Origin of the sequence: Streptomyces sp. NPDC005017 (assembly GCF_042873115.1) — a bacterium.
Lineage (GTDB): Bacteria > Actinomycetota > Actinomycetes > Streptomycetales > Streptomycetaceae > Streptomyces.
The window spans coordinates 296,934-321,039 of sequence record NZ_JBIALD010000003.1 but is presented as its reverse complement, the minus strand read 5'-3'; the positions used below and the strand labels follow the sequence as shown (position 1 = coordinate 321,039).

Annotated in this window: 21 protein-coding genes and 6 pseudogenes; 9 read left to right on the top strand and 18 right to left on the bottom strand. The window is 74.3% G+C overall.

Features of this window, described 5'->3' with window-relative positions; translation table 11 throughout:
• Positions 1 to 72: 72 nt before the first annotated feature.
• Positions 73 to 822, top strand: coding sequence for a GntR family transcriptional regulator (locus ACFYR0_RS06560; RefSeq protein ID WP_389322531.1), 750 nt, complete (start codon positions 73 to 75; stop codon positions 820 to 822).
• On the opposite strand, the gene ACFYR0_RS06555 is transcribed toward ACFYR0_RS06560, so the two are convergent.
• Both ACFYR0_RS06555 and ACFYR0_RS06550 read right to left on the bottom strand, forming a co-directional pair.
• Complete coding sequence (locus ACFYR0_RS06555) at positions 792 to 1,631, bottom strand: class I SAM-dependent methyltransferase (RefSeq protein ID WP_389322529.1); 840 nt, start codon at positions 1,629 to 1,631, stop codon at positions 792 to 794. The genes ACFYR0_RS06560 and ACFYR0_RS06555 overlap by 31 nt on opposite strands.
• A gap of 22 nt (positions 1,632 to 1,653) precedes the next feature.
• A pseudogene (locus tag ACFYR0_RS06550) lies at positions 1,654 to 1,938 on the bottom strand (cytochrome P450); the annotation flags it as partial.
• Here ACFYR0_RS06550 and ACFYR0_RS06545 point away from each other — a divergent pair.
• The 3 genes and pseudogenes from ACFYR0_RS06545 to ACFYR0_RS06535 all read left to right on the top strand — a co-directional run.
• Positions 1,935 to 2,111: pseudogene (locus tag ACFYR0_RS06545) on the top strand (SAM-dependent methyltransferase); the annotation flags it as partial. The pseudogenes ACFYR0_RS06550 and ACFYR0_RS06545 sit on opposite strands and share 4 nt — an antisense overlap.
• A gap of 273 nt (positions 2,112 to 2,384) precedes the next feature.
• The gene (gene rho, locus ACFYR0_RS06540; RefSeq protein WP_389322527.1) at positions 2,385 to 3,524 is read left to right on the top strand and encodes a transcription termination factor Rho; all 1,140 of its coding nucleotides are present in this window, start codon (positions 2,385 to 2,387) and stop codon (positions 3,522 to 3,524) included.
• A 120-nt stretch (positions 3,525 to 3,644) separates the two neighbouring features.
• Positions 3,645 to 4,481 (top strand): annotated as a pseudogene (locus tag ACFYR0_RS06535) (D-alanyl-D-alanine carboxypeptidase family protein); the annotation flags it as partial.
• A gap of 83 nt (positions 4,482 to 4,564) precedes the next feature.
• On the opposite strand, the gene ACFYR0_RS06530 reads toward ACFYR0_RS06535, so the two are convergent.
• From ACFYR0_RS06530 to ACFYR0_RS06480, 11 genes and pseudogenes are all read right to left on the bottom strand, one after another.
• Positions 4,565 to 5,998 carry a glycosyltransferase 87 family protein gene (locus tag ACFYR0_RS06530; RefSeq protein ID WP_389322525.1) on the bottom strand — a complete coding sequence of 478 codons (1,434 nt, stop codon included), beginning with the start codon at positions 5,996 to 5,998 and terminating at the stop codon, positions 4,565 to 4,567.
• A complete protein-coding gene (mptB, locus tag ACFYR0_RS06525) occupies positions 5,995 to 7,398 on the bottom strand; it encodes a polyprenol phosphomannose-dependent alpha 1,6 mannosyltransferase MptB (RefSeq protein ID WP_389322523.1) in 1,404 nt (467 codons plus the stop codon). Before mptB ends, ACFYR0_RS06530 begins: the two co-directional genes overlap by 4 nt.
• Positions 7,399 to 7,829: 431 nt before the next feature.
• Positions 7,830 to 8,768 carry a glutaminase gene (locus ACFYR0_RS06520; protein ID WP_389322521.1) on the bottom strand — a complete coding sequence of 313 codons (939 nt, stop codon included), beginning with the start codon at positions 8,766 to 8,768 and terminating at the stop codon, positions 7,830 to 7,832.
• Between the two features lie 387 nt (positions 8,769 to 9,155).
• Complete coding sequence (locus ACFYR0_RS06515) at positions 9,156 to 10,172, bottom strand: asparaginase (RefSeq protein WP_389322519.1); 1,017 nt, start codon at positions 10,170 to 10,172, stop codon at positions 9,156 to 9,158.
• 197 nt (positions 10,173 to 10,369) lie between these two features.
• Positions 10,370 to 11,002, bottom strand: a pseudogene (locus ACFYR0_RS06510) (FadR/GntR family transcriptional regulator); the annotation flags it as partial.
• A gap of 226 nt (positions 11,003 to 11,228) precedes the next feature.
• Complete coding sequence (gene crcB / locus ACFYR0_RS06505; RefSeq protein WP_389322517.1) at positions 11,229 to 11,603, bottom strand: fluoride efflux transporter CrcB; 375 nt, start codon at positions 11,601 to 11,603, stop codon at positions 11,229 to 11,231.
• On the bottom strand, positions 11,600 to 11,962 hold the full coding sequence (locus ACFYR0_RS06500) for a DUF190 domain-containing protein (RefSeq protein ID WP_389322516.1): 363 nt from the start codon (positions 11,960 to 11,962) through the stop codon (positions 11,600 to 11,602). The genes crcB (ACFYR0_RS06505) and ACFYR0_RS06500 overlap by 4 nt, the downstream gene beginning before the upstream one ends.
• A complete protein-coding gene (gene crcB, locus ACFYR0_RS06495; RefSeq protein ID WP_389322514.1) occupies positions 11,959 to 12,408 on the bottom strand; it encodes a fluoride efflux transporter CrcB in 450 nt (149 codons plus the stop codon). Before crcB (ACFYR0_RS06495) ends, ACFYR0_RS06500 begins: the two co-directional genes overlap by 4 nt.
• Before the next feature lie 195 nt (positions 12,409 to 12,603).
• Complete coding sequence (locus tag ACFYR0_RS06490) at positions 12,604 to 13,569, bottom strand: SMP-30/gluconolactonase/LRE family protein (RefSeq protein ID WP_389322512.1); 966 nt, start codon at positions 13,567 to 13,569, stop codon at positions 12,604 to 12,606.
• A 108-nt stretch (positions 13,570 to 13,677) separates the two neighbouring features.
• Positions 13,678 to 14,022 carry an ArsR family transcriptional regulator gene (locus ACFYR0_RS06485; RefSeq protein WP_389322510.1) on the bottom strand — a complete coding sequence of 115 codons (345 nt, stop codon included), beginning with the start codon at positions 14,020 to 14,022 and terminating at the stop codon, positions 13,678 to 13,680.
• A gap of 298 nt (positions 14,023 to 14,320) precedes the next feature.
• Positions 14,321 to 14,632, bottom strand: a pseudogene (locus ACFYR0_RS06480) (glycosyl hydrolase 53 family protein); the annotation flags it as partial.
• 74 nt (positions 14,633 to 14,706) lie between these two features.
• Between ACFYR0_RS06480 and ACFYR0_RS06475 the strand changes: the two are divergent.
• The 3 genes and pseudogenes from ACFYR0_RS06475 to ACFYR0_RS06465 form a co-directional block, all read left to right on the top strand.
• Positions 14,707 to 15,043: pseudogene (locus ACFYR0_RS06475) on the top strand (hypothetical protein); the annotation flags it as partial.
• The gene (locus tag ACFYR0_RS06470; protein ID WP_389322508.1) at positions 15,042 to 15,392 is read left to right on the top strand and encodes a VOC family protein; all 351 of its coding nucleotides are present in this window, start codon (positions 15,042 to 15,044) and stop codon (positions 15,390 to 15,392) included. The pseudogene ACFYR0_RS06475 and the gene ACFYR0_RS06470, both read left to right, overlap by 2 nt.
• 98 nt (positions 15,393 to 15,490) lie before the next feature.
• Positions 15,491 to 15,892, top strand: a complete 402-nt coding sequence (locus tag ACFYR0_RS06465) for a MarR family winged helix-turn-helix transcriptional regulator (RefSeq protein WP_389322799.1) — start codon at positions 15,491 to 15,493, stop codon at positions 15,890 to 15,892.
• A 112-nt stretch (positions 15,893 to 16,004) separates the two neighbouring features.
• Here ACFYR0_RS06465 and ACFYR0_RS06460 read toward each other — a convergent pair whose 3' ends face one another.
• Both ACFYR0_RS06460 and ACFYR0_RS06455 read right to left on the bottom strand, forming a co-directional pair.
• Positions 16,005 to 16,784 carry a pyrroloquinoline quinone biosynthesis protein PqqB gene (locus tag ACFYR0_RS06460; RefSeq protein ID WP_389322506.1) on the bottom strand — a complete coding sequence of 260 codons (780 nt, stop codon included), beginning with the start codon at positions 16,782 to 16,784 and terminating at the stop codon, positions 16,005 to 16,007.
• 173 nt (positions 16,785 to 16,957) lie between these two features.
• Entirely contained in the window at positions 16,958 to 17,392 is a 435-nt protein-coding gene (locus tag ACFYR0_RS06455) for an SseB family protein (RefSeq protein WP_389322504.1), read from the bottom strand.
• A gap of 314 nt (positions 17,393 to 17,706) precedes the next feature.
• Here ACFYR0_RS06455 and ACFYR0_RS06450 point away from each other — a divergent pair, with 314 nt between their 5' ends.
• The gene (locus tag ACFYR0_RS06450) at positions 17,707 to 19,497 is read left to right on the top strand and encodes an FAD-dependent oxidoreductase (RefSeq protein WP_389322502.1); all 1,791 of its coding nucleotides are present in this window, start codon (positions 17,707 to 17,709) and stop codon (positions 19,495 to 19,497) included.
• Between the two features lie 44 nt (positions 19,498 to 19,541).
• Here ACFYR0_RS06450 and ACFYR0_RS06445 read toward each other — a convergent pair whose 3' ends face one another.
• From ACFYR0_RS06445 to ACFYR0_RS06435, 3 genes are all read right to left on the bottom strand, one after another.
• Positions 19,542 to 19,973 carry a tetratricopeptide repeat protein gene (locus tag ACFYR0_RS06445; RefSeq protein ID WP_389322500.1) on the bottom strand — a complete coding sequence of 144 codons (432 nt, stop codon included), beginning with the start codon at positions 19,971 to 19,973 and terminating at the stop codon, positions 19,542 to 19,544.
• 226 nt (positions 19,974 to 20,199) lie between these two features.
• Positions 20,200 to 21,402, bottom strand: coding sequence for an NAD(P)/FAD-dependent oxidoreductase (locus tag ACFYR0_RS06440; RefSeq protein WP_389322498.1), 1,203 nt, complete (start codon positions 21,400 to 21,402; stop codon positions 20,200 to 20,202).
• Positions 21,403 to 21,545: 143 nt separating this feature from the next.
• Positions 21,546 to 22,496, bottom strand: a complete 951-nt coding sequence (locus ACFYR0_RS06435) for a LysR family transcriptional regulator (RefSeq protein WP_389322496.1) — start codon at positions 22,494 to 22,496, stop codon at positions 21,546 to 21,548.
• A 221-nt stretch (positions 22,497 to 22,717) separates the two neighbouring features.
• Here ACFYR0_RS06435 and ACFYR0_RS06430 point away from each other — a divergent pair, with 221 nt between their 5' ends.
• Positions 22,718 to 24,106: an MFS transporter gene (locus ACFYR0_RS06430; protein ID WP_389322494.1), complete on the top strand. Its 1,389-nt coding sequence runs from the start codon at positions 22,718 to 22,720 to the stop codon at positions 24,104 to 24,106.

The window sequence follows — 24,106 nt, the reverse complement described above, 5'->3', positions numbered from 1 at the left end:
TTAGACCAATGCTAGATGTGGTGGCGCAATGAGCCCGCACGGCTACGGCACGTCACCAACAGGAGGCGCGGCATGGCCCGCACCACTCCGCAGGAACCACTTCCCTCGGCAGGAGTCGAGGGAGACCATCCCCTCTACCGGCGCATCGCCTCGGAACTGCTCGGCGAGCTGCGCGACGGCACCATCCCGCCGGGCGAACGCCTGCCCGGCGAACGCCAGTTGGCCGAGCACTTCGGTGTCAGCCGGGAGACCGTACGGCAGGCGCTGGAAGTGCTGCGCCGCGACGGTCTGGTCTCCACCGACCGACGCGGCAGCCACGCCGTCCTGCCCGTCTCGCCGGTCGAGCCGCCGTCGGCGCTGGCCTTCCCGGTCGGCTCCGGCGGCCCGGGGGACCTCGACCGGGCCACCGTCACCTGGGAGACCCCGCCGCCGGGGCACGCCGAGGCCCTGGGACTCGCCCCGCGGCGCCCGACGCTGGTCCACCGCTACGAGTCGGCGGCCGCCGACGGCAACGGGCGCCGCACGGCGGTGTCGTCCTTCTCGGCGGTGGCGCTCGCCGAGGTCGAGGAACTGGCCCGCTACCGCTATCGCGCGGACGGCACCGCCTCGGCCCAGCTGCGCCGCGCCTACGACTGGATGCGGCAGGCCGGGCTGACCCTGCACCACCGCGACAGCATCACGCCTCTCCCGGACACGCCGTCGGTCCGGGTGACGCGGCTGGTGCACGACCAGTTCTCCCGGCCGCTGGAGATCACCGACCTGGTGGTGGACGCGCAACAGGACGCCCTGGTCTACGAGTTCACCGTTCCCGCGGCCGGCTGAGCCCCGGCCGCTGGACGCCGGGCGAGCACCGCCCGGACCCGGGGGCTGCCGTCACGGCGCCGCCCGAACTCGTCGAGCGCCCGCAACTCGACCAGGAATCCGGCCCGTTCCAGCTCCCGCGTCACATCGGCGAGCCGGAAGGTGCGGTAGTACATCACGAACGGCGGTCGCCACAGGGCGTTGCGCACCCGCATCACCACGTCGAAGCCGAGCAGCATCCAGTACGCGGCCGAGAGCGGGCGGGGCGGGGCGACCAGCGGGAAGGCGAAGCACCCGCCCGGCCGCAGCGCGGCGTGCACCCCGGCGAAGAGGCCGGGCAGCTCGCGGGGCAGGAAGTGCCCGAACGCCCCGAAGCTGACCACCAGGTCGAAGGCGTCCCGGCCGAAGGGCAGGGCCCGCGCGTCGGCGCGGACCCAGGCGACCCGGGGCGCGGGCGCGCGGGCGGCGCGAGGCGTCGGCGCCCCGGGAACCGGGGCGTCCCGCCGCCCGTCGGCGGGGCGCTGGCGCGCTCCCCCGACGCGCCGCCGGGCCACGTCGAGCATCCCGGCGCTGAAGTCCACCCCGGTGACACTGCGTCGGCACACCCCGGCCAGCGCGCCCACCCCGGCACCCGTGCCGCAGCACAGGTCGAGCCCGTCCTCGTACGGTCGGTCGCGGCGCAGTTCGGCGGCGACCGCCCGCAGCACCGAGTCGGGCGTGCGGAACGGGGTGTGGTCGAACTTCGGCGCGAGGAGGTCGTAGCCGCGCTCGACGGAGGACAGGGCCTGTACGGCCAGTTCGCGCAGGGTGGGGCCTTCGGGACTGAACATCTCCGTCAGGGTAGACCCGCCGCTACGCGTGCAGCCGCACCGGCGGCGTCCGCACGCTGTTGCCGACGAAGCCGGCGTGCCGCACGAGGCCGCTCTCCGGGACCGTGAGATCGAGGTCGGGGAAGCGGGTGAACAACCGCTCGAGCGCGATGGCCGCCTCCAGTTGGGCCGGCGGCGCGCCGAGGCAGTAGTGGGCGCCGTGGCAGAGGGAGAGGTGGCGTACGGCGTCCGCGCGGCGCGGCCGGGTGACGTCGAACCGGCGGGCGTCCGGGCCGTACGCGGCGGTGTCCCGCCCCGCGGCCGGGAATCGGAGAGGTCGTCACGGCGTTGACCGGGGCGGGACTGACCGTGCGCACCCTCCGCGAGACCGACGAACTGCCCTGGCCGCGCTGGCCGCACATGGAGCGGGTCCCGTCCGGCTGGTGGCGGCTCCCGGAGCCCCGTGTCCCGCTGATGTACGCCCTGTCGGCGACGCGCTGATCCCCCGCGCCGCACCGTCTGTGCTACGGTGCGGTGAGCACCTGTGTACGCCCCGTCCGGGGCGCCGGTGCGTGTTCCGTCTCTCCCCCGCCGTGGGCCCGTCCGTCGGATGTCTCCCGGACCAGCCACTCCGGCTTCCCCGCACCACCTCGTGAGCAGGGCGTTCGCGCCGTACCCGAGGTGATGCCGTCCGCCGCGTCCGCAGGACCTTCCCGCGCGGCATCTCCCTTCCCCGTGCCCCGCCCCGTGCCGTCCTCGAAAGGACCGCCTCTCATGACCACCACACTCGAACACCCCCCTGTGCAGCAGCCCCCGGTACGGCCGGCCACCGGTGTCCTGGACATCGGCGCCGACGGGAAGGGGTACCTGCGCGGCCCGGACTGCCTGCCGACGCCCGCCGATCCGCAGGTCTCCGCCGCCCTGATCCGTCGTCACTCCCTGCGCAAGGGCGACATCGTCGAGGGACGACTCGGCGACCGGCGCGCCCTGGCCGAGGTCGGCCTGGTGAACGGCCGTACGCCCGGGGAGCTGCGCGGCCGGCCGCGTTTCGGCGATCTCACCCCGCTGCACCCGAGCGAGCGGCTGCGCCTCGAACACCCCGCCTCCGGCCTGGCCGGCCGGGTCGTCGATCTCCTCGCCCCGGTCGGCAAGGGGCAGCGCGGGCTGATCGTGGCCCCGCCCAAGACCGGCAAGACCGTGCTGCTCCAGCAACTCGCGGCCGCCGTCGCGGGCAACCACCCCGAGTGCCGGCTGATGGTCGTGCTGCTCGACGAACGCCCCGAGGAAGTCACCGACATGCGGCGCTCGGTGCGCGGCGAGGTGTACGCCTCGACGTTCGACCGCGCTCCCCGGCAGCACATCGCGCTGGCCGAACTGGTCGTGGAGCGCGCCAAGCGGCTCGTGGAGGCCGGCGAGGACGTGGTGCTCCTGCTCGACTCGCTGACCCGGCTGTGCCGCGCCCACAACAACGCCGCCGCCTCCGGTGGCCGCACCCTCAGCGGCGGCGTCGACGCGGCCGCGCTGCTCGGTCCCAAGCGGTTCTTCGGCGCGGCCCGGACGGCGGAGGAGGGCGGCTCGCTGACGATCCTCGCCACGGCCCTGGTGGAGACCGGTTCCCGCGCCGACGACTACTTCTTCGAGGAGCTCAAGAGCACCGGCAACATGGAGCTGCGTCTCGACCGTGAGCCCGCCTCCCGCCGGGTCTTCCCCGCCGTCGACATCCAGCGGTCCGGCACCCGCCGGGAGGAACTGCTGCTGGCCCCGGCCGAGTCGGCCGCCGTCCGCGCCCTGCGCCGGGCCGTCACCACCCGCGACGGGCACACGCACCTGGAGACCCTGCTCGGGCGCATGCGGGAGACACCGGACAACGCGACGTTCCTGCGCCGGATCCAGCCGACCCTGCCGCCGGGCTGACGGCTCCTTGTACCTCGCGCGGCCCCGGTCCGCACGCGGGCCTAGGACAACCGGGTGCTCGCGCGGCCCTCTCGGCGAGGGCAGCGCGGCGGAGGCGCGCGGCGTTTCTAGGTTGACCGTATGACGATCGGATTCTCTTCCCGCGGCTCCCGGATGGCGGTATCCACCTGTGCGTTCGGGATGACCGGCCTGCTCGCGCTCGCCCCGGTCGCGGCCGCCGACCCGGCCGGTACGGACCCGGGCGGTCCACGGGCCGCGGCGCCGTCGACCGCGCTGCTGTACGGCCCGGGGACCCAGGTGCGGCCCCGAGGCGGGGCGCCCAAGGTGCCGGACGTGTCCGCCCTGTCGTGGGTGGTGGCCGACGCGGACAGCGGTGCCGTGCTGGCCGCGCACGACGCCCACCGCAAGCTGCCGCCGGCCAGCACGCTCAAGACGCTGTTCGCGCTCACCGTGCTGCCGTTGCTGCCCGCGGGGCTGCGGCACCAGGTGCGGAACGAGGAGCTCACGGGGATCGGCGCGGGCAGCAGCATGGTCGGGGTGGCCGAGAACCAGACGTACCGGGTGTCCGACCTGTGGCGTGGGGTGTTCCTCAGCTCCGGCAACGACGCGGTGCGCGTCCTCGCCTCGCTCGGCGGCGGCTGGCGTACGACCGCCCAGCGGATGCAGGCCAAGGCCCGCGCGCTGGGCGCCCGGGACACGCAGGTGCGCTCGCCCGACGGGTACGACACGCCCGGCCAGGTGTCGTCGGCGTACGACCTCGCCGTGTTCGGGCGGGCGGGGCTGCGCAACGCCGACTTCGCCCGGTACTGCGCCACGGTCGACGCGGAGTTCCCCGGGCGGAACGGTTCGTCGTACGGCATCCGGAACACCAACCGGCTGCTGAGCGGCTCCGACGGCGTGGAGCGCTACCCGGGGCTGATCGGCGTGAAGAACGGCTACACCACGAACGCCGGCCACACGCTGGTCGCCGCCGCCCGCCGGGGCGGGCGCACCCTGGTCGTCACGGTGATGAACCCGCAGGGCGGCGGCCCCTTCACGGTCTACGAGGAGGCACGCTCGCTGCTCGACTGGGGCTTCCACGCGGCGGACCGCGTCGAGCCGGTGGGCTCGCTCGACGCGTTCAAGGCACGGCCGGTGGCGGGCCCTGAGGCCGCGCCCGCGGCGGCTCCGGCGGCTTCGGCGGCCCCGGCGGTCGCGGCCGTCGCCGAGCCCGAGGAGTCCACGCCGGGCTGGCCCGCGGGGCTGGCGATCGCGGGCGCCGCCGCCCTCGGGGCCGGGATCGTGGCGCTGGTGATCCGGCTGGCGAGCCGCCGCCCCACGGCCGGGGCCTGACCGGCCGGCAGCCACAGCAGCAGGCCGAGGGTGATCCAGGCGTAGGTGTTGCTGCCGAGGAAGCCGTCGAGGCCGGACGGGTCGTCGAACCACAGCCACACCACGCTGGTGCACATCACCGCGTAGAGAAGGGCCGCCGGACGCGTGCGGCCGCACCGGACGAGGATCACGAACGACGGCAGCAGCCAGACCAGATGGTGGACCCAGGTGATCGGGCTGACCAGACAGGCGGTCAGCCCGGTCAGGGCGAACGCGGCCTGCCAGTCCCCGTCCGCGGCGGCCCGCCGCGTGCGGACCGCCCACACGGCGAGGACCACCAGCACGGCCGTCGCCCAGACGGTACGGCCGGGTTCGCCGAGGCGGGCCAGGATGCCCTGGAGGGACTGGTTGGACACGTAGTCGAGGCGGCCGATGCGGTCGGTGTCCCACAGGGCGTACGTCCAGTAGAACCGGGACGCGCCCGGGGCCGCCAGGGCCGCCAGGGCCGTGGCCCCGCCCGCCACGGCCGTCGCGGTGAGCGCGGCGCGGCGCCGCCCCGCCAGCAGCAGCAGTCCGATGAAGATCGCCGGGGTCAGTTTGACCGCCGCCGCGAGACCGATGCCGATGCCCGCCCAGCGGCCCCGGCCCGTGGCGAGGAGCCACCCGTCGACGACGACCAGCGCCAGCAGCAGCACGTTGACCTGGCCGAAGCTGAAGGTGTCCCGCAGCGGCTCGAACAGCGCCAGCGCGCAGGCGGCCAGAGCGCAGCCGTACCAGCCGTGGCGCCGCCAGGCCCGGCCGGTCAGCAGGCGCAGGACCAGCGTGAGGGCCGCCAGGTTGAGCAGCAGCGCGATCACGATCGCCGCGGTGAGCGGCAGCCAGGCCAGGGGCAGCATGGCGAGGGCCGCGAACGGCGGGTAGGTGAAGCCGTACGCCGTGCCCGGCACCCGGTAGTCGTAGAGGAGACGGTCGTCCTGGATCCAGCTGTGCAGGGCGCCGTGGTAGACGCGCAGGTCGAACCAGTCGCGCAGCAGCGGCACGGTCGCGGTGAAGACCGTCACGACGGCCACGAGCGCGAGCACGAACAGCAGACGGCCGCGGCCGGTGCGGGGCACGGCCGGGAGCGCGGGGCGGACGCGGTCGTCCGCGCGCGGGGCGCTCACGCGGCGCGTCCCAGGGCCGGGGCCTGCGCGGCCTGGTGGGCCTGCCACAGGACGACGACCGCCAGGACCCCGCCGGAGACGGCGAGCACGAGCTGTTCGAGGTCCGCGGGGCCGCCGCCGGGCATCACGGACAGGGCCAGCACCCCGGTCACCGCCGCCACGCGGTGGCGTACGGAGGCGCTGGGCGCGGCGGCCGCTATCAGGAACAGCCCCCACAGCGCGTACCACGGGCGGATCGCCGGGCCGAAGGCGGCGACGGCGGCGAGGCTGAGGCCGAGCGCGTAGACCGGCCGGGGCCGCAGTCGTACCCAGATGACCAGCAGGGCCCCGGCGGTGAGCGCGAGGCCCGCGGTGTGCCACACGGGCACGGCGAGCGGGGCGAGGTCGCTGCCGAGGCGTTCCAGCAGGGCGCCGGTGGCACGGCCGAGGAGGCTGGTGAGCGCCCAGTTGTGCGCGGAGACGGGGGTGTCGAGCGCGCCGATCCAGCCGTAGCCGGTGCCCGCGGCGGCGGTGGCCGCCACGGTCGTGCCGGCGGCCGCCCCGGCGGTCGTCAGCACCGCCTTGGCCGGGCCGCGGTCGGCGCGGATCTGGAGCAGGACGATCGCGGCGAGCCCGAGCAGCGCGGGCGCCTTGACCAGGGCGGCGAGCGTGACCAGTACGGCCCCCAGGGCGGGCCTGCGGCCCAGGGCCGCGACCAGCCCGACGCCGAGCAGGCCCAGCATCAGCGCGTCGTTGTGGGCGCCGGCCACCAGGTGGAGCAGCACCAGCGGGTTGAGTGCGCCGAGCCACAGCGCGGCGGCCGGGTCGGCGCCGCAGTGCCGGGCCAGGCGGGGCAGCGCGGCGGCCATCAGTGCCACGCCGAGCAGGGCGACCAGGCGCATGCCCATGAGCCCGGCGGGGAGTTCGCCGCTGGTCAGCGCGGACAGGGCGGAGGCGGTGGCGAGGAAGACGGGGCCGTAGGGCGCCGCCGTGTGCTGCCAGACCGGGGCGACCTCCTCGGCGAGGGGGCCGCCGAGGTGCGAGGGTCCGTAGGAGTAGACGTCGATGTGCGCGTCGACCATCGCGCCCTGCGCGAGGTAGCTGTAGACGTCCCGGCTGAACAGCGGCGGGGCGAGCAGCAGCGGTGTCGCCCACAGGGCCAGCACGAGCAGCAGCGCGCGCGGCGAGGGGGGTGCGGAGCCGTGGATCAGCCTGCCCAGCAGGGCCCAGGCCGCGATCAGCAGGACGACCCCGAAGTAGACGACGACCAGGCCGAGAGCGGCACCGGGCGAGGCAGGGGTCAGCAACTCCCGGACGGGAAGGGCTCCGGCCGTCTCACCGCCCGCCGCGAGGAACGCGGTCCCGGCGAGGCCGAGGGCCCGGCAACGGCGTAGATCCACTGGGTGAGTGACGGCCAACACTTCGGCAGCGTGTCAATTTCCGATGGCCGGGAGGCGACTGGGGGCTGTTGGCGCGGTCGCTTGTTCGTGACGGGAGCGTGATCGGTTTCCGGGGCCGGGACGGGAGCGTGAACCGGCTTCCGGAGCCGGGACGGGAGCCCGATCGGATTCCGAGGCCGGGACGGGAGCGTGATCGGATTCCGGAGCCAGGACGGGAGCCCGATCGGATTCCGGAGCCGGGACGGGAGCGTGAACCGGCTTCCGGAGCCGGGACGGGAGCCCGATCGGATTCCGAGGCCGGGACGGGAGCGTGAACCGGCTTCCGGAACCAGGACGGGAGCGTGATCGGATTCCGGAGCCGGGACGGGAGCCCGATCGGATTCCGGAGCCGGGACGGGAGCGTGAACCGGCTTCCGGAGCCGGGAGGGGGACGGGCCGGTGGACAGGGCGGTTCAGAAGACGGACAGGCCGGTCAGGGTGGTGAACCTGTCCAGGGCGGCCACCCCCGCGACCGAGTTCCCGCGCTCGTCCAGGCCCGGACTCCACACGCACAGCGCGCAGCGCCCCGGCACCACCGCGATGATTCCGCCGCCCACCCCGCTCTTGCCGGGGAGGCCGACGCGGTAGGCGAAGTCGCCCGCGGCGTCGTAGGTGCCGCAGGTGAGCATGACGGCGTTGACCTGCTTGGCCTGGCTGCGGGTGAGCAGTCGGCCGCCGTCGGCGCGGACGCCGTGGCGCGCGAGGAAGGCGGCGGCGAGGGCGAGGTCGGCGCAGGAGGCGCGCAGGGAGCACTGGCGGAAGTACTGCTCCAGCAGCTCCGGCACCGGGTTGTCGATGTTGCCGTAGGAGGCCATGAAGTGGGCGAGCGCGGCGTTGCGGTCGCCGTGCGCCGCCTCGGACGCGGCGACCTCCTCGTCGAAGGCCAGGTCGGGGTTGCCGCTCTCGGCGCACAGGAAGGACCGCAGTTCCTCGGCCGCCGCGCCGGTACGGGTGTGCAGCCGGTCGGTGACCACGAGGGCGCCCGCGTTGATGAAGGGGTTGCGCGGGATGCCGTTCTCGTACTCCAGCTGGATCAGGGAGTTGAAGGGGTTGCCGGAGGGCTCCCGGCCCACGTGCTCCCAGAGTTCGTCGCCCTCGCGCGCGAGGTCCAGGGCGAGGGTGAAAACCTTGGTGATGGACTGGGTGGAGAAGGGCTCGCGCCAGTCCCCGACCCCGTACACCGTGCCGTCGGCCTCCGCGACGGCCATCCCGAAGCGGCGAGGGTCGCAGGCCGCGAGTGCCGGGATGTAGTCGGCGGGGCGCCCGCGGCCGGGGGTGTGCTCGATCTCCTCGGCGATACGCTCCAGCACCGGCTGAAACGCCATGGACGACGCGACAGACATGATCACCATTCTCCCCCACCTCGCGCCCACCGCCCTGAGGGCCACCGCCCCAGGGCCGCGGCCCCCGCATCGAACCCACCGCCCGGGCGGCCACCGCCCCAGGAGCGCGGGGAACTGCGCGCCCAGCCCCGAACGACCGGCACGAAACGCATAACCCCAACCCCCCAAGGGGCGCGGGGAACTACGCAAACACCCACAGCCGACCGGCACGACACCGACAACCCCCACCCCCACAAGGGGCGCGGGGAACTGCGCGCCCAACCACGGACGGCCGGCACGAAACGCACAACCCCAACCCCCCAAGGGGCGCGGGGAACTGCGCAAACACCCACAGACGGCCGCCACGACGCACACAACCGCCACGCGGAACCGCACCCACACAACCGCCGGACGGCACTACGCCGCGGAACCCACCGCCAGCGGATCAAGCGCCCGGACGGCCCGCACCGCCCCCACCCGCCGCCCCCCACCGAGCAACGCCTCACCCGAGAACGCGGTGAGCAACGAGGCATCGACCCCGGCACGCGCGAGCGCGGCCGCAGCCACGGGCACCCGCGCGCGGTCGGCCCCGTCAGCGATCTTGACGGCGACGACCCGCCCGTCCGGCAGCGCGGCCACCTCCACGCCCTCGAAACCGTCCTTCGCGAGCAGCCCCGGCACGGCCCGCATCAGCGCGGCCACGTCCCGGTCGGCCCCGGAGGCCATCTCGGCATGCTCCCGCATGGCGTCCGCGACCCGCGCCTCGGGCGTGCCGGGGGCGGACGCGGTGATGCCGGCCACGGCCCGCGCCAGCCCGTGCAGGGAGACGGAGAACAGCGGGGCCCCGCAGCCGTCGACGGTCACCTGGGCGATCCGCTGCCCGGTGAGGTCCTCGGCGATCTCGGCGACGGCCCGCTGGAGGGGGTGTGACGGGTCGAGATAGTCGTGCAGGGACCAGCCGTTGAGCCGGCAGGTGTAGAGCATGGCGGCGTGCTTGCCGGAACAGTTCTGGGCGAGCCGGGAGGCCGGGCGGCCGTCGCGGATCCAGGCGTCGCGCACGGCACGGCCGTACGGCAGGTCGGGGGTGTTGCGCAGATCGGCCTCGGTCAGCCCGGCGAGGTCGAGGATGCGGCGGGCGCCGTCGAGGTGGCGTTCCTCGCCGGAGTGACTGGCCGCGGCGAGCGAGAGGAGCTCGCCGTCGAGCGGCAGCCCGGCGCGCACCATGGCGACGGCCTGCACCGGCTTGAGCGCAGAGCGCGGGTAGAACGCGGCCTCGATGTCGCCGAGCTGGAACTCGACGTGGCCGTCGGCGCCGAGGACGACGACGGAGCCGTAGTGGATGCCCTCGACGACCCCGGCACGGACGAGGTGCGCTACGGGGGCGTGGAGGGGCTCCCGTATGACGGGGGCGTCGGCGAGGGTGTGGTCGTTCATGGCTGCCTGGTTCGTGGGTGGACGGGGGGTGGCACGGGCGGCGGCGTTCACGCACCGGCTCCGGTGCCGGCCGAGGCTTCGCTGCCGACGGCTTGAACGCCGCCGGTTCGGACACCGACGGCCCCGGCCGAGGCTCCGGCCCCGACCGCCGCCGCGGCATCGGCATCCGCACCGGCGGAGTCCTCCGCCCCGGACGCCCGCACGATGTCGGTGAGACTGGTCTCGACCCGGTCGAGGTGATGGCTCATCGCGGCGATCGCGTCGGGCTCGGAGCCGTCGGTCAGCGCCTCGACGATGGCGCGGTGCTCGCGGTTGGACTGCTCGCGCCGCCCGCCCAGCTCGTTCAGGAAGGCCGACTGACGCGCCAGGGCGTCGCGGATCTCCTCGATGACCCGGCGGAAGACCGGGTTCTGCGCGGCCTCGGCGACCGCCAGATGGAAGAGGGTGTCCATCGCGACCCAGGCGGTGGTGTCCGTCTCCCGTTCCATGCGCTCCATGAGGTGCGCGAGGTGGTCGAGGTTCTCCGGGGTGCGCCGCAGCGCCGCGTACCCGGCGACGGGGATCTCCACATGCCGGCGCACTTCCATCAGGTCGCTGGCCGTGTAGTCGCCGAAGGTGGGGTCCTCCACGGCGGAGGCCACGACGAAGGTGCCCTTGCCGGTCCTGGACACGGTCAGGCCCATGGTCTGCAGGGCGCGCAGCGCCTCGCGCAGGACGGGCCGGGATACCTCCAGGGTCCGGCACAGCTCCGCCTCGGAGGGGAGTTTGTCCCCGATCGCATAGGTGCCGCGCTCGATGGCGCCGCGGAGGTGGGCGAGCACCGCTTCCATGGCGCTGACACGCCGCGGGACCACTCCACCTGTCTGGCTGTCTGACAGGTTCACGGGACTGATGGTCCGTGTGGGTGGCGGGTGCTGTCAAGGCGGGGCCGCGCGGGGCCCGGCGGAAGCCTTACGGGAACGGTCGGGACGCCCCACGAGATCCGCCGGGGACACCCCACGAAAACCGCTGCGGAACGCCCGCACCCGCACACCACGCCCCGCCGCCAGAAGGCCCCTAACCCCACACCGCCCGGCCCAGCGCCACCCCCGCGAAGGCCGCGCCGAGGCCCGCGGCCACGCTCACGGCCGCGTTGGCCAGGGCGTATCCACGGGCGCCGTCCTCGGCCAGCCGCAGGGTTTCGTAGGAGAAGGTCGAGTAGGTGGTCAGGGCGCCGCACAGTCCGGTGCCCAGCAGGAGCTGGAGGTGGGAGCCGGCGGCGCCCGCCGCGGCCGCGCCGGTGAGCAGCCCGAGGACCAGGGAACCGCTGACGTTCACCACGAAGGTGCCCCACGGCAGCACCGAGTCGTGCCGGGACTGCACGGCGCGGTCGGTCAGATAGCGCAGGGGTGCGCCGATCATGCCGCCGGCGACGACCAGGAGCCAGTTCACGCCCCGCCCTCTCCCCCGGCGTTCCCGGGACCGGCGAACCGCACGACCTCCACCTCGTCGAGCGTCACCAGCCCCTCGCCGACCAGCTCGGCCAGCCGCGGCAGGAAGCCCCGTACGGTCTCCTCGGCGTCGACGATCACCACGGCCACCGGGAGGTCCTCGCTCAGGGACAGCAGGCGCGAGGTGTGGATCAGCGAGGTCGCCCCGAAGCCCTCGATGCCGCGGAATACGGAGGCACCCGCGAGGCCGGCCTCATGTGCGCGGTGGACGATCTCGGAGTAGAGGGGACGGTGGTGCCAGGTGTCGTCCTCGCCGACGAAGACGGTCAGCCGCAGGGCCCTGCCCGCCGGGCCGGTCACCGGGGCCTCGGCAGCAGGACGCGGCGGGCCGCCGTCACCGCCAGCCACACCGCGGTGAGCGCGGCGAGCAGGGTGGCGCCGAGGTAGGCCAGCGCGGTGCCGGGCCGGCCGTGATCGAGGAGTTGCTGGATGTCGACGGCGTACGTCGAGAAGGTGGTGAACCCGCCGAGCACGCCCGTGCCGAAGAGCGGCCGCACCAGCCGGTGCACCGTCCGCGCCTCGGTGACCAGCACCATGAACACGCCGATCACGGCACAGCCGCAGACGTTCACCCAGAACGTGGTCCAGGGGAAGCCGCCGCTGTGCGCGGGCCACAGCAGGGAGGCCGCGTAACGGGCCGTGGCGCCGATCGCGCCGCCAACGGCGACCGCCGCGACGACGGGCGCCTGACCGCGCCGACGGGCCGGCCGCACGGCGGCGGCGCTCCCCGTCTCCTGGGCTGTCATGGTCGTACGTTCTCCCGGCGGGCTTGATCGCGAGCGGGCTCCAGCGTATCGCCGGGGTGCGGGCGGTGGCACCCGACGGCCGGGGCACCCCTACGGCGGTGGCACCCGACGGCCGGGGCGCCCCCTCGGGAGACGGATCCCGGGGGACGGATCTCGGCTCGGCCGTCTCCCGCCCCCGCCCCCGCCCGCGCGGGATCAGCCGACGCCGGGCCGCGGGCAGAGCGCCACTCCGCGTTCCCAGAGGCTGCCGAGGACCAGGTGATCGGCGGTCTCGCAGACGCTGGTGACCATGCGGTAGCGGGAGTGGCGGGCGGCGAGGCGGTGGAGGACGGTGCCGTGGTCGCCGTAGGCGAGGGCGCCGATCATGCCGGTGGGACGGTAGGGCGCGCGGACCGCGACCCCGGCGGCGGAGCGGCGGACGGCGGGGGCCGCGCGGTGCAGCAGGTCCAGCGGGGGGACGCGCGGGCCGGCCAGGGCCACCCAGATCGGACCGTCCGGGGCGCCGCGCCAGATGTTGTCGGGCATGCCGGGCAGGTTCTCGGCGAACGGCTCGGTGCGCCCGGCTCGCGGCCCGGTCAGCCGCACTCGGGTCAGTCGGCGGGCGCCCGTCTCGGCCACGACGAGGAAGGACTCGTCCTCGGCGGCCACGAGACCGTTGGCGAACTGCAGTCCGTCCACGACGAGTTCGGGCTCCTTCGCGTCCGGCGCGAGACGCAGCAGGCGCCCGGTGCCGGTGTGTTCGACGATGTCGCCGATCCACTGGGCGAGGGGGTAGCGGGTCGTGGCGACGGTGAAGTAGACGGTGCCGTCGGACAGGGCGACGACGTTGCTGGCGAACCGCAGCCGCCGCCCCGCCACCGAGTCGGCGAGCACGCGGACGACGCCGGAGTCCAGGTCGACGCGGAGCAGGCCGCGTTCGGCGTCGCAGACCAACAGCGTGTCGTCGGCGAGGAGTTCGAGGCCGAGCGGGCGGCCGCCGGTCTCGGCGAGCACCTGGACGCGCGGTGCCCTGCCGGGATCGTCGAGTCCGTCCAGTCGCAGGATCCGCCCGTCCTCCACGCCGGTCAGGACGCGTCCTCGGGTGTCGGCCACCACGTCCTCGGGGCCCCGGCCGCCGAGAGCGATCAGTCGACGCGGTACCAGTGCCGTGGAGGGGATCATCGGCGCCTGCCCTTCGGGAAGTCGGAAGGTGGCCCATCCTCGCAGCCGAACGGCTCGCGCACCGCACGAATCCGGCCGGGCCGAGACGCCTTCGCGGCGGCGACGGCCCTACCAGCCCTTCTCGAACATCCGCGCCACCTCGGCGATCCGCACCTCGTCCCGCCGGTAGCGCACACGGCGACGGACCCGCCGGGCGCGCAGCAGCCCCAGGTCGGCCAGCAGGCGGAGATGGGTGGCGGCGGCCTCAGGGCCCAGTCCGAGCCGTACGGCGACGGCCTCGGCGGTGACTCCTTCCTCGGCATCGACCTTGTCCCCGGCACAGACCCCGTTCCCGTCACCGGCCCCGTTGTCAGCACCGGCACCCGCCCCGTCCTCGGCGGTGAACTCGCCCTCGGCCGGGTCGCCTTGCCGCCACGCCGGGAAATGCCTCGCGGGGTCCTTCAGCAACTCCATTATTTCCAGGCGCAGTCCACTGACGGGAGTCCTCAGCATCACGTCCCCCTCACGGGCGCTCGCACGGCGCGCTCCCACTCTGGCGCCGCGCGCGCCGCCGCGTCCGGCACTTCGCCGCCTTTGTCTGGATCGAACTGCCGTGCGGTCGAAACACTCCCCCCGCGTCGGCGCACAACCGCCCCACCACTTGCCCGGCATACGCCCTGACCTGGCCTTCGGCGGCCGGCGGCACACGGCGACCGCGCGCACGGCGAAGGCCCGGCCACCGTGCGGGCGGCCGGGCTCGTCATGCCGGGGCTCAGCGGTGGCTGAACCAGGACATCGACGACAGCGCCCTGTCGTCGTAGCCGAACAGGGCCTGGTTCTCCCGGGCGTTGGCGGAGGAGGCGTCGGCCGGGTCCCAGCCGTTGCCGGTGACCGCGGTCCGGGTGGCCTCCCAGGAGAGGACACCGGGACCGCGGCCGTTCGGGACGGCCTCGACGATGCTCGCGACGTCGTCCATCCACCGGGTCTGCCCGGCCGTGGTCGCCGGGCAGCCGGAGACGAGTTCGCCGGTGAGGCCGATGACGTCCTCGTGCGAGTCGTCGCCGCCCAGGCGGTGGGGGTAGGCCGCTGTCCACGGTCGTCTCGGCGTTCAGCGGCTACGCGCCGGCGACCTACCGCTTCCGCGGCCGCGAGACGATGTTCGACGTCCTGCCGCGCGGCTGCACCCAGGCGCTCGCCGCGCACGGCATCCCGCTTCTGCTGATGATCGCGGGCACGGAGGACGAACGCCGCCGCATCGCCCGGTACATCACCGCCGGGCACGTCGACGGCGTGCTGCTGGTCTCCGGTCACTTCCGGGGACCCGGTCGCCCAGGAACTGCGCGAGGCCGGGGTGCCGCTGGTGGCGTGGTACCCACCCGTCGGAGCAACCGGTCAGGATCGGAGAAGCCGCGGCGGGGCTCCCGGACCTAGCGTGGAACCACCGGCGCGGGAACAGGCGCCGGGTCACGCGGACCATCATCGAGGAGTACGTCATGACCGCCGGAGTGAAGACGATCATCTACCCCGTCAAGGACCTGGAGCGGGCCAAGGCGGTGTTCGGGGCGCTGCTCGGGGTGGAGCCCTACGCGGACACGCCGTACTACGTCGGCTACAAGGACGCGGGCCAGGACGTAGGCCTCGACCCCAACGGCCATGCCCAGGGCCTCACCGGCCCGGTCCCGTACTGGCACGTCGACGACGTCCGCACCAGCCTCGAGGCGCTGCTCGCCGCCGGGGCCGAGACGCTCCAGGACGTGCGGGACGTCGGCAACGGCCGGCTGATCGCGTCCGTGAAGGACGCGGACGGCAACCTCGTGGGACTGCTCCAGGACCCCCGGGCCTGACCGCGGCCGGCCGGGTGCGGACCGCGCGCGCCCGGCCCGCCCGCGACCCGGATAGTTGCACACTCAACAACTGTGCGGAACGGTGTTACCGTGCGGGTATGGCAGTCAACACGGCCGATTCCCGGCTGGAAGCGAGATGGCGGGACATCCTCTCGGTGCACGCGCGCACGATGTGCGAGATCGACCGCGTCCTGCACCCGCACGGCCTCGGTGCCAGCGACTTCGAGGTGCTCGACCTCCTCGTCGCGGAGACACGCGACGAGGGCGGGCAGTGCCGGGTGCAGAACCTCGCCGGCCGGGTGCATCTCAGCCAGAGCGCGCTGTCCCGGCTGATCGGCCGGCTGGAGAAGGACGGCCTCGTCGAGCGCTCGGTGTGCGCGGAGGACCGGCGGGGCGTGTACGTGACGCTGACCGGCAGGGGCCGCGCCCTGCACGCGGAGGTACTGCCGCTCCAGCGGGCCGCTCTGGCGCGGATGCTGGGCCCGGCGGAGGAGGAGTGATCGTCGCTCCGGGCGGCGTGTCACCGCTGTCCTGATCCGCCCGGTCCGGACGATGTGACGCCGCTGTCCTGATCCGCCCCGCGCGGCACGGGCTCCCGGGAGACCCTCGGCCTCAGAGCACGAACTCCGCCCCGTCCGGGAGGACTTCGGGCCCGGCCGCACCCGGCACGTGGCCGAGCAAGGGGCTGGTGTCGGCGAGCCTCGTCGCGATCAGCCGGGTTCCGGGAACGACGGTCCGGCCGGCGGCGAGGGCGGCCGCGTCCAGCAGGACACAGTCCGCCGTCGCGGGCGGAGCCTCCGGGGCGGTGTGTACCGGGTCGAGCGAGGGCGCGTAGACGAGCACTCCCCCGGTGGCCAGGACCTCGATGCGGTAGGCGGCCGACAAGCGCCGGTCCTTCCCGCCTCCGGACAGACAGGCGGGCGGCCCCGGCCCCACGGCGTACGCGGAGACGACCAGGCCGCCGGAGAGCACGAATCCCTCCTCGGTGAGGCCGTCGCGCCAGTTCCAGGGCGTGTAGCGGTCGAGCGCGGCACGGGCCGGGGCGAACGCGGTGAGCAGGGGCGGGGCCGCGTACACGGTGAGGCCCGGCGTTCCGCGCAGCAGGCCCAGGCCGGTGGTCCGGGCCGGTTCGGCGCCCGTGGGCAGGACGCCGCACACCGGGGCGGGCCGGGAGGCGGGCCCCGGCCACAGCGCGGGGACCGCGGTGAGCTGGGCGCGCAGATCGGGCGAGGCGTCGGGCAGCCACCGGTCGCGCGCGTTGCCGGGGACGGCGGCACCGGCCTGGGTGCGGGCGGGCGCCCCGCCGTCGCGGGCCGCGGCGCACGGTGCGCAGGAACACGTCCACCGGGGGATGCCGCCGTGGGCGGCGGTGCCGAGCAGGACGACCCTCAAGACGACCCCCGGTGTGCGGTCACCGCGAGTGCTTCGGCGGAGGCCTTCCCGCGCGAGAGCACCGGGCCGCCCCGCCCCGGGGGGCGTTTCCGGCCGATCTCGTCAGCCGTGTGGCCGGACTCGGCCTCGTAGCCGGGCTCAGCCACGTGGCGGGCTCACCCGCGAGGCCGGACTCACCCGCGTGGCCGGGCGAGCAGGGTGCGCACCCCTTCCGAGGTCAGGGTCAGGCCGTGGTCGGAGGCCGCGTCGATGGTCAGCGACAGCCCCTCCTCCTCGGGCCACTGCGAGGCGAGCGCCCCGAGCGGGACCACCCGGTAGCGGGAGACGTACGGCAGCAGCCCGGCCATCTCGGGTTCCGAGGTGAAGACGGGCACCACGGGCGCGGCGCCGGGCTGCTCGATCACGGGCAGCGTCACCGTGCCCGGGTCACCCGCCTCCGCGTCGGTGGCGTCGTCGGGCACGGGCACCAGGACGTCACTGTCGGCGAGGGTCGCCAGCGCCAGCGTGTCGTCGGTGTTCTGGACGAGGGCGTCGAGTGCGCGCCCGGCGGGTGTGTCGTTGGCCGGCTGGGCCGGGGTGTCGTTGTTGCGGTGGGCCGGAGTGTCCATGACTGGTTCCCTGAGAGTGGCGGCGACGGTCGGGGAGCGGCCCGGGGCAGGCTCGGCCCCGCGCCGTCCCCCCGCGTACCCAGTGCGCGGGCGACCATGCCGCCCGCGCCACCGTCACGAACGGTGCCCGCCTCGGCGCGAGGCGTACTCGCGCCGCAGGAGTACGGCAGGGGTGCGTCGGCCGGGGCACGCGGGCCCGGCGGTCACCGATCAGTCCCGGCCACTGCGGCGCACGGGCCTTCCGGGCTCCGGGTGCCCTCCGTAGACTCCTGCGCCGACCACGGTGGTTACCTGCGGTAAGGGGGCTGGCGGCGATGGCAGGGCACACGCGGAACACGGGTGGCGGGGGCAGCGCGCGGCGAACGTTCCTGACCGGCGCGGGGGTCGGCGCGGCCGCCGCGGCGCTGGGTCTCCCCGCGACGGGGCGGGCCGCCGCCGAGCCCGGCGCCCCGGCGACGGTCGCGGTGCTCGGAGGCGGGGTCGCGGGTCTGACGGCGGCGCACGAACTGGCCGAGCGGGGCTTCGCGGTGACGGTCTACGAGCGCCGGGCCCTGGGCGGGAAGGCCCGTTCCATGGACGTCCCGGACAGCGCGCGGGGCGGACGCCGGCCGCTGCCCGCCGAGCACGGCTTCCGCTTCATCCCGGGCATCTACCACAACCTCCCCGACACGATGCGGCGCATCCCCTTCCCCGGCAACGCCCACGGCGTCTGGGACAACCTCGTAGCCCCGCCCGAGATGTCCTTCGCCCGCACCGGCCGCGAGGACTTACGGGCTCCCCTGCCCTGGCCTGGCCACCGGGGCGCGCAGTTGACCCTGGACGAGATCCGGCGCGCCCTGACGGCGCTGCTGGAGACGGCGTCGAACATCCCTCCGCACGAGGTGGCGTACTTCGTCGGGCGGCTCGTGGTGTTCCTCACCAGCTGCGCCGAGCGCCGCGACGACACCTGGGAGTCGCTGCCCTGGTGGGACTTCACCGGCGCCGACCGTATGTCCGACGACTACCGGCGCATCCTCGCCGTCGGCGTGACGCGCAACATCGTGGCGACCAAGGCGGAGGAGGCGTCGACCCGTACGGTGGCCAGTCTGCTGGAGGCGTTCGTGTTCAACGCCCTCGGCCGGGGCGCCGACGGACCGCTGGACCGCATCCTCGACGCGCCGACCAACGAGGCCTGGATCGACCCCTGGACGGACCATCTCACCTCGCTGGGCGTGGAGTTCAGGATCGGCTGGACGGTACGGGAGGTGACGTACGGGAGCGGCCGTGTCACCGGGGTGGTGGCCGAGGACCCGGGGGGAGCGCGGCGGACGGTGACGGCCGAGCACTACATCTCGGCCATGCCGGTCGAGCACGCCCGCCGCACCTGGGGCCCCGCCCTGCGCGCGGCCGATCCCCAACTGGCCCGCTGCGACGCGCTGCGCACGGACTGGATGACCGGCATCCAGTTCTATCTGACCGAGTCGGCGCCCCTGCTGCGCGGCCACCTCAACCTCGTCGACTCCCCCTGGTCGCTGACCGCCATCCAGCAGGCCGAGCACTGGCCCGGCCGGGACTTCGCCGCCGACTACGGCGACGGTACGGCGGTGAACTGCCTCTCCGTCGACATCTCCGAGTGGGACAAGGAGGGTGTCCTGTACGGCCGTACGGCCAAGCAGTGCACCCGCGACCAGGTCGCCCGCGAGGTCTGGGCCCAGCTCAAGGCCGCCCTCAACGACACCGGCCGCACCGTCCTCAAGGACAGCGCCCTGCACTCCTGGTACCTCGACCCGGGCGTGTCCGGCCTCGGCACCCCGCACCCGGTCAACGACGACGAGCTCCTCATCCACCCGGTGGGCACCCTCCACAACCGCCCCACCGCGAGGACACTCGTCCCCAACTTCTATCTCTCCGGCGACTATGTCTCGGTGGACATCGACCTCGCCACGATGGAGGGCGCCAACGCCTCGGCCCGCCAGGCGGTCAACGCCCTGCTGGACCGCGTCGGTTCAGCGGCCCCGCGCTGCACGGTGACACCGCTGTTCGAGGCGCCCGAGCTGGCGCCCCTGCGCCGGCACGACCGGCTGCGGTACCGGCTGGGACTGCGGAACGTGTTCGACCTGGGGTGAAGGGCCGGCGGACCGGGGGCGCGGTCGACCCACGCCCCGGCACGTCACTCCCCGTCCGGGAACTCCCCCGAGAACGCGGCGGCCATCCGCAGCCACGGCTCCGCCTCCTGTCGGCGGCCCTGGCGCTCCAGGGTGCGGCCCAGCATGAGGTGGGCGTAGTGCTCCACCGGGTCGCGCTCGACGATCAGCCGCAACTGTTCCTCGGCGCGCCCCAGTTGGGCCGAGTGGTAGTAGGTGCGGGCCAGCAGCAGCCGCGGGCCGGTCTGCTCCGGGGCCTCCTCCACGACCACCGCCAGCAGACGCGCGGCACCGGCGTAGTCCCTGGCCTCGAACAGCAGCCGGGCCCGCTCCCACCGCTCGGCGGTGCTCTCCTCGCGGGGGACGCCCGCGCCGTTGTCGAACAGGTGCAGGGCGCTGGCCCAGCGGTCCGGCGCGACACCGTCGTCCGGGGCGTAGCCGTTGAAGCTGCCGGTCATGTCTCCTCCGTCCGGGGTCTCGGGGCTGTGGCCGGACGGTGGGCACCGGTCCCCGACCGTGCGCCGTCCCGCCCGTGTGATCGACGCGTCGACCACAGCCGCGCCAACGCGCACCCGGACGCCCCTATTCCCCGCCCGGAGTCCGGATCGGCGCCGCTCTCGCCTCGCCCGCCCTCGAGCCTCGTCCGCCGGGCAGGGCCCTTCCGGCGGACGCCACGGCGATCCGTCAGAAGGGCCCTGGACGGTTCGCCCCCGCGACGGTCGCGTCGTGCTTGGCCCGCACCCGCTCGCGGCGCTTGGGGTCCTTGAACTTCCAGGTGTACGAGCCCGGCTTGCGCGCCTCGTCCTTCAGATGCCGGAGCAGGCCCGGGAAGCTGGTCCGCTTGACCTTCCAGCCGAGGAATCCGCCGACGGAGAAGCTGTTGGCCCGGTCGTCCTTGGAGGCGAGCTGCACGGTGGCGGCCTTGCCCACGCTGACGCACATGCCGAAGAACCCCACGTCGATCAGCCCGGGCTGCTTCCCGTCGAGCCGGCTGAGCACCGTGTCGGCGGCGTGCGCGCCCAGCGGGTTCGCGGCCTGGCAGCTCATCCGCAGCGGCAGGTCGGAGGGGGCCACCGCGTCCCCGGCGGCGACGATGCGCGTGTCGTCCATGCTGGTCAGCGTCTCGTCGGTGAGCAGGCGGCCGTGCGTGTCGGTGCTCAGCCCGCTGCGCGCGGCGAGGTCCGGCACACCGAACCCGGCGGCCCATACGGTGACGTCGCTCGCCAGTTCCCTGCCGTCGGCGAGGCGCACGGCCTCACGGGACACGGACGTCACCCTGGCCCCGGAGCCCTCCAGGACCCGCACACCGAGCGCGGCCAGCCGCCTGGCGAACGTACGCCGGACCCGTGGATGCAGATACGGGCCGAGGACCCCGCCGCACACCAGGGTCACCCTGCGGCCCGCCTCCGCCAGCTCACCCGCGATCTCGATACCGGCCGGCCCCGCCCCGACCACGGTCACGGCGGCGGTCGCGGGCGTGGAGTCGAGGACCGCGCACAGCCGCTGCGCCTCCTCGAGGGTGGCGGCCGGAAAGGCGAACTCGGCCGCGCCGGGCACGGCCGGGACGCGACTGCCGCTGCCCACCGCGTAGACCAGGTAGTCGTAGCCGGCCGAGCCGCCCTCCGCCAGGACCACCCGTCGCTCGGCGGCGTCGATCCGCGTCACCGTGTCGACCACCCGGTGGACGCGGTCGGACAGGACCTCGCCGTAGTCGACGACCGCCTCGGGGGATCCCGCCGCGACCTGGTGCAGCCGGATGCGGTGGACGAAGCCCGGCCGCGGGTTGATCAGCGTCACCCTCAGGTCGTCGCGCTGTGTGAGGCGGTTGGCCGCCATCACTCCGGCGTATCCGCCGCCGAGCACGAGGACGTGGGCGTTCTGGCTCATGGTGTCTCCTCCGTCTCCCGGAGCCCGGCTTCCGGACACCGCGGGATCGAGTCACCTGACACCCTATGAGGCACCTAGAGATGAAGAATCCGGTATGCCCCGTATGGAGTAGTGCCCGCCGGGCGCCGCTCCGAGGCGCCCGGCTACTGGCGGGCGGCGCGCAGGAGATGGTCGCGGACGCGGACCACGTCCGGGTTGTCGGGGGCGCCCGGCCGCTGCACCAGAAAGCTGGTGTTGATCGGCGGGTCCTCGGGCTCGTGCAGGAGAACGAGGGCGCCGGAGGCCAGCTCGCCGGCGCAGAGGTAGGCGGGCAGCACGGTGAAGCCCGCGCCCGCCACGACCGCGGCCTTCACCCCCCGCAGATCGGGCACCGTGAGCGCGGCGGCGCAGGAGAGCCTGCGGCCGAAGACGTGCCGCCAGTAACGGCGGGCGATGGGCAGATCCTCGGCGTACGTCACCAGCGGGACCGGATGCAGCACCGAAGGGCCCTCGACCGCGAGGGGCTCCTTCAGCCGCTCGGCCCAGGAGGGTGCCGCGACCAGCACGAACTCCTCGTCCACCAGGGGAACCGCGGACAGGGTCCGGCCGCGGGGACGCAGCGTGGAGATCACCAGATCGTGGCGTCCGGCCCGCAGTTCGTCGAGCAGCGGGTCGGTCAGCCCCGTCGCCACCCGCAGCCGCGCCCCGTCGGCGACGAGCGGGGCAAGGGTCGGCAGCACCCAGGTGCTGAGGAATTCGGCCGGGCCGGCCAGGTGCACGGGTTCGGGCGCCCGCTCCGCCGACGGGTCCGGGCCGGCCACCGCCGCGAGCAGGTCGAGACCCGGCGCCACGCGCGCCGCGAGTTCACCGGCCACGGGCGTCGGCGCGACCCCGCGCGGCAGCCGCTCGAACAGTTCCCGCCCCGTCTGCCGCTCCAGCGTGCGCATCTGCGTGGTCACCGTGGGCTGCGAGAGCCCCAGCAACTGCGCGGCCCCGGTGAACGAGCCCGACCGGTACACGGCCAGGAAGGTGCGCAGCAGGTTCAGATCGAGGGGGTGCGGGCCCGCGCCCTGGTGCGGCGCCGGGCTCCTGCCATGGGAATCGCTATCGCTCACAAGGAGAATCTACGGCTTTCCCTATGGCTGCCGTTCACGACCGCGAGCCGGGCCGGGCCTCGCGGTCAGGCCCTTACCGCGCCCCCGCCCGGAAGGCATGGGGGCCGGGCGCACACCATCGCCTCGAACTATGGTGTCCCACCACATACGACGGTGACCTGCGTGTCTCTACGGTGTGCCAGCACGTACCCGTCCCCACCGCACACGAGGAAGTGGCGCACATGGCCTCCGCAGCAACCGCTCCCCCAACGCCCGGCAACCTGAAGCGCATCGTCGCCGCCAGCCTCATCGGCACGACCATCGAGTGGTACGACTTCTTCCTGTACGGCTCCGCCGCCGCGCTCGTCTTCAACAAGGTGTTCTTCCCGGACTCCGACCCGCTCGTCGGCACGCTGCTGTCCTTCCTGACGTACGCCGTCGGCTTCGCGGCACGACCGCTGGGCGCGCTGGTGTTCGGGCACTACGGCGACCGGCTCGGCCGCAAGAAGCTGCTGGTGCTCAGCCTGCTGCTGATGGGCGGGGCGACCTTCGCGATCGGCCTGCTGCCGACGCACGCGACGATCGGCTCGGCCGCGCCCGTACTGCTGACCGTGCTCCGGCTGGTCCAGGGCTTCGCGCTGGGCGGCGAGTGGGGCGGCGCGGTGCTGCTCGTGTCAGAGCACGGGGACGCGAGGCGGCGCGGGTTCTGGGCCTCGTGGCCGCAGACCGGGGCGCCCGCGGGCCAGTTGCTCGCGACCGGTGTGCTGTCCCTGCTGACCGCCGTCCTGTCCGACGCGGCGTTCACCTCCTGGGGCTGGCGGATACCGTTCCTGCTCTCCGGAGTCCTGGTGATCGTCGGTCTGTGGATCCGTCTGTCCGTCGACGAGTCGCCCGTCTTCCGGGAGGCCCTGGCCCAGGCCGAGGCCCGCAAGGCCGAGGCGGGTGCCGCCGCCGAGAAGACCCCGCTGGTCGCCGTGCTGCGCCACCACTGGCGTGATGTGCTGATCGCGATGGGCGCCCGGATGGCGGAGAACATCAGTTACTACGTGATCACGGCGTTCATCCTCGTGTACGCCACCACCTCGGCCGGTGTCTCCAAGCAGACCGCCCTGAACGCGGTGCTCATCGGCTCCGCCGTGCACTTCGCGGTGATCCCGCTGTGGGGAGCGCTGTCGGACCGGATCGGCCGGCGTCCCGTCTATCTGCTGGGCGCGGCCGGTGTGGGCCTGTGGATGTTCCCGTTCTTCGCGCTCGTCGACCGCGCCTCGTTCGGCAGCCTGGTCCTCGCCGTCACCGTGGGTCTGGTGCTGCACGGCGCGATGTACGCCCCGCAGGCGGCCTTCTTCTCGGAGATGTTCGCGACCCGGATGCGCTACTCGGGCGCGTCGATCGGCGCCCAGTTCGCCTCGGTCGCGGCCGGTGCACCCGCCCCGCTGATCGCCACCGCCCTGCTCGCCGACTACGGCAGCTCGACGCCGATCGCGCTGTATGTGATCGCCGCGGCCGTGCTGACGCTCATCGCGGTCGGTGTGGCGAAGGAGACGCGTCACCGCGACCTGGCCGAGGTCGCGTCCCCCGCCGACGCCGTGGACGCGGCGGTGACCCGCCGGGCCGACGCCCACACCGTCTGA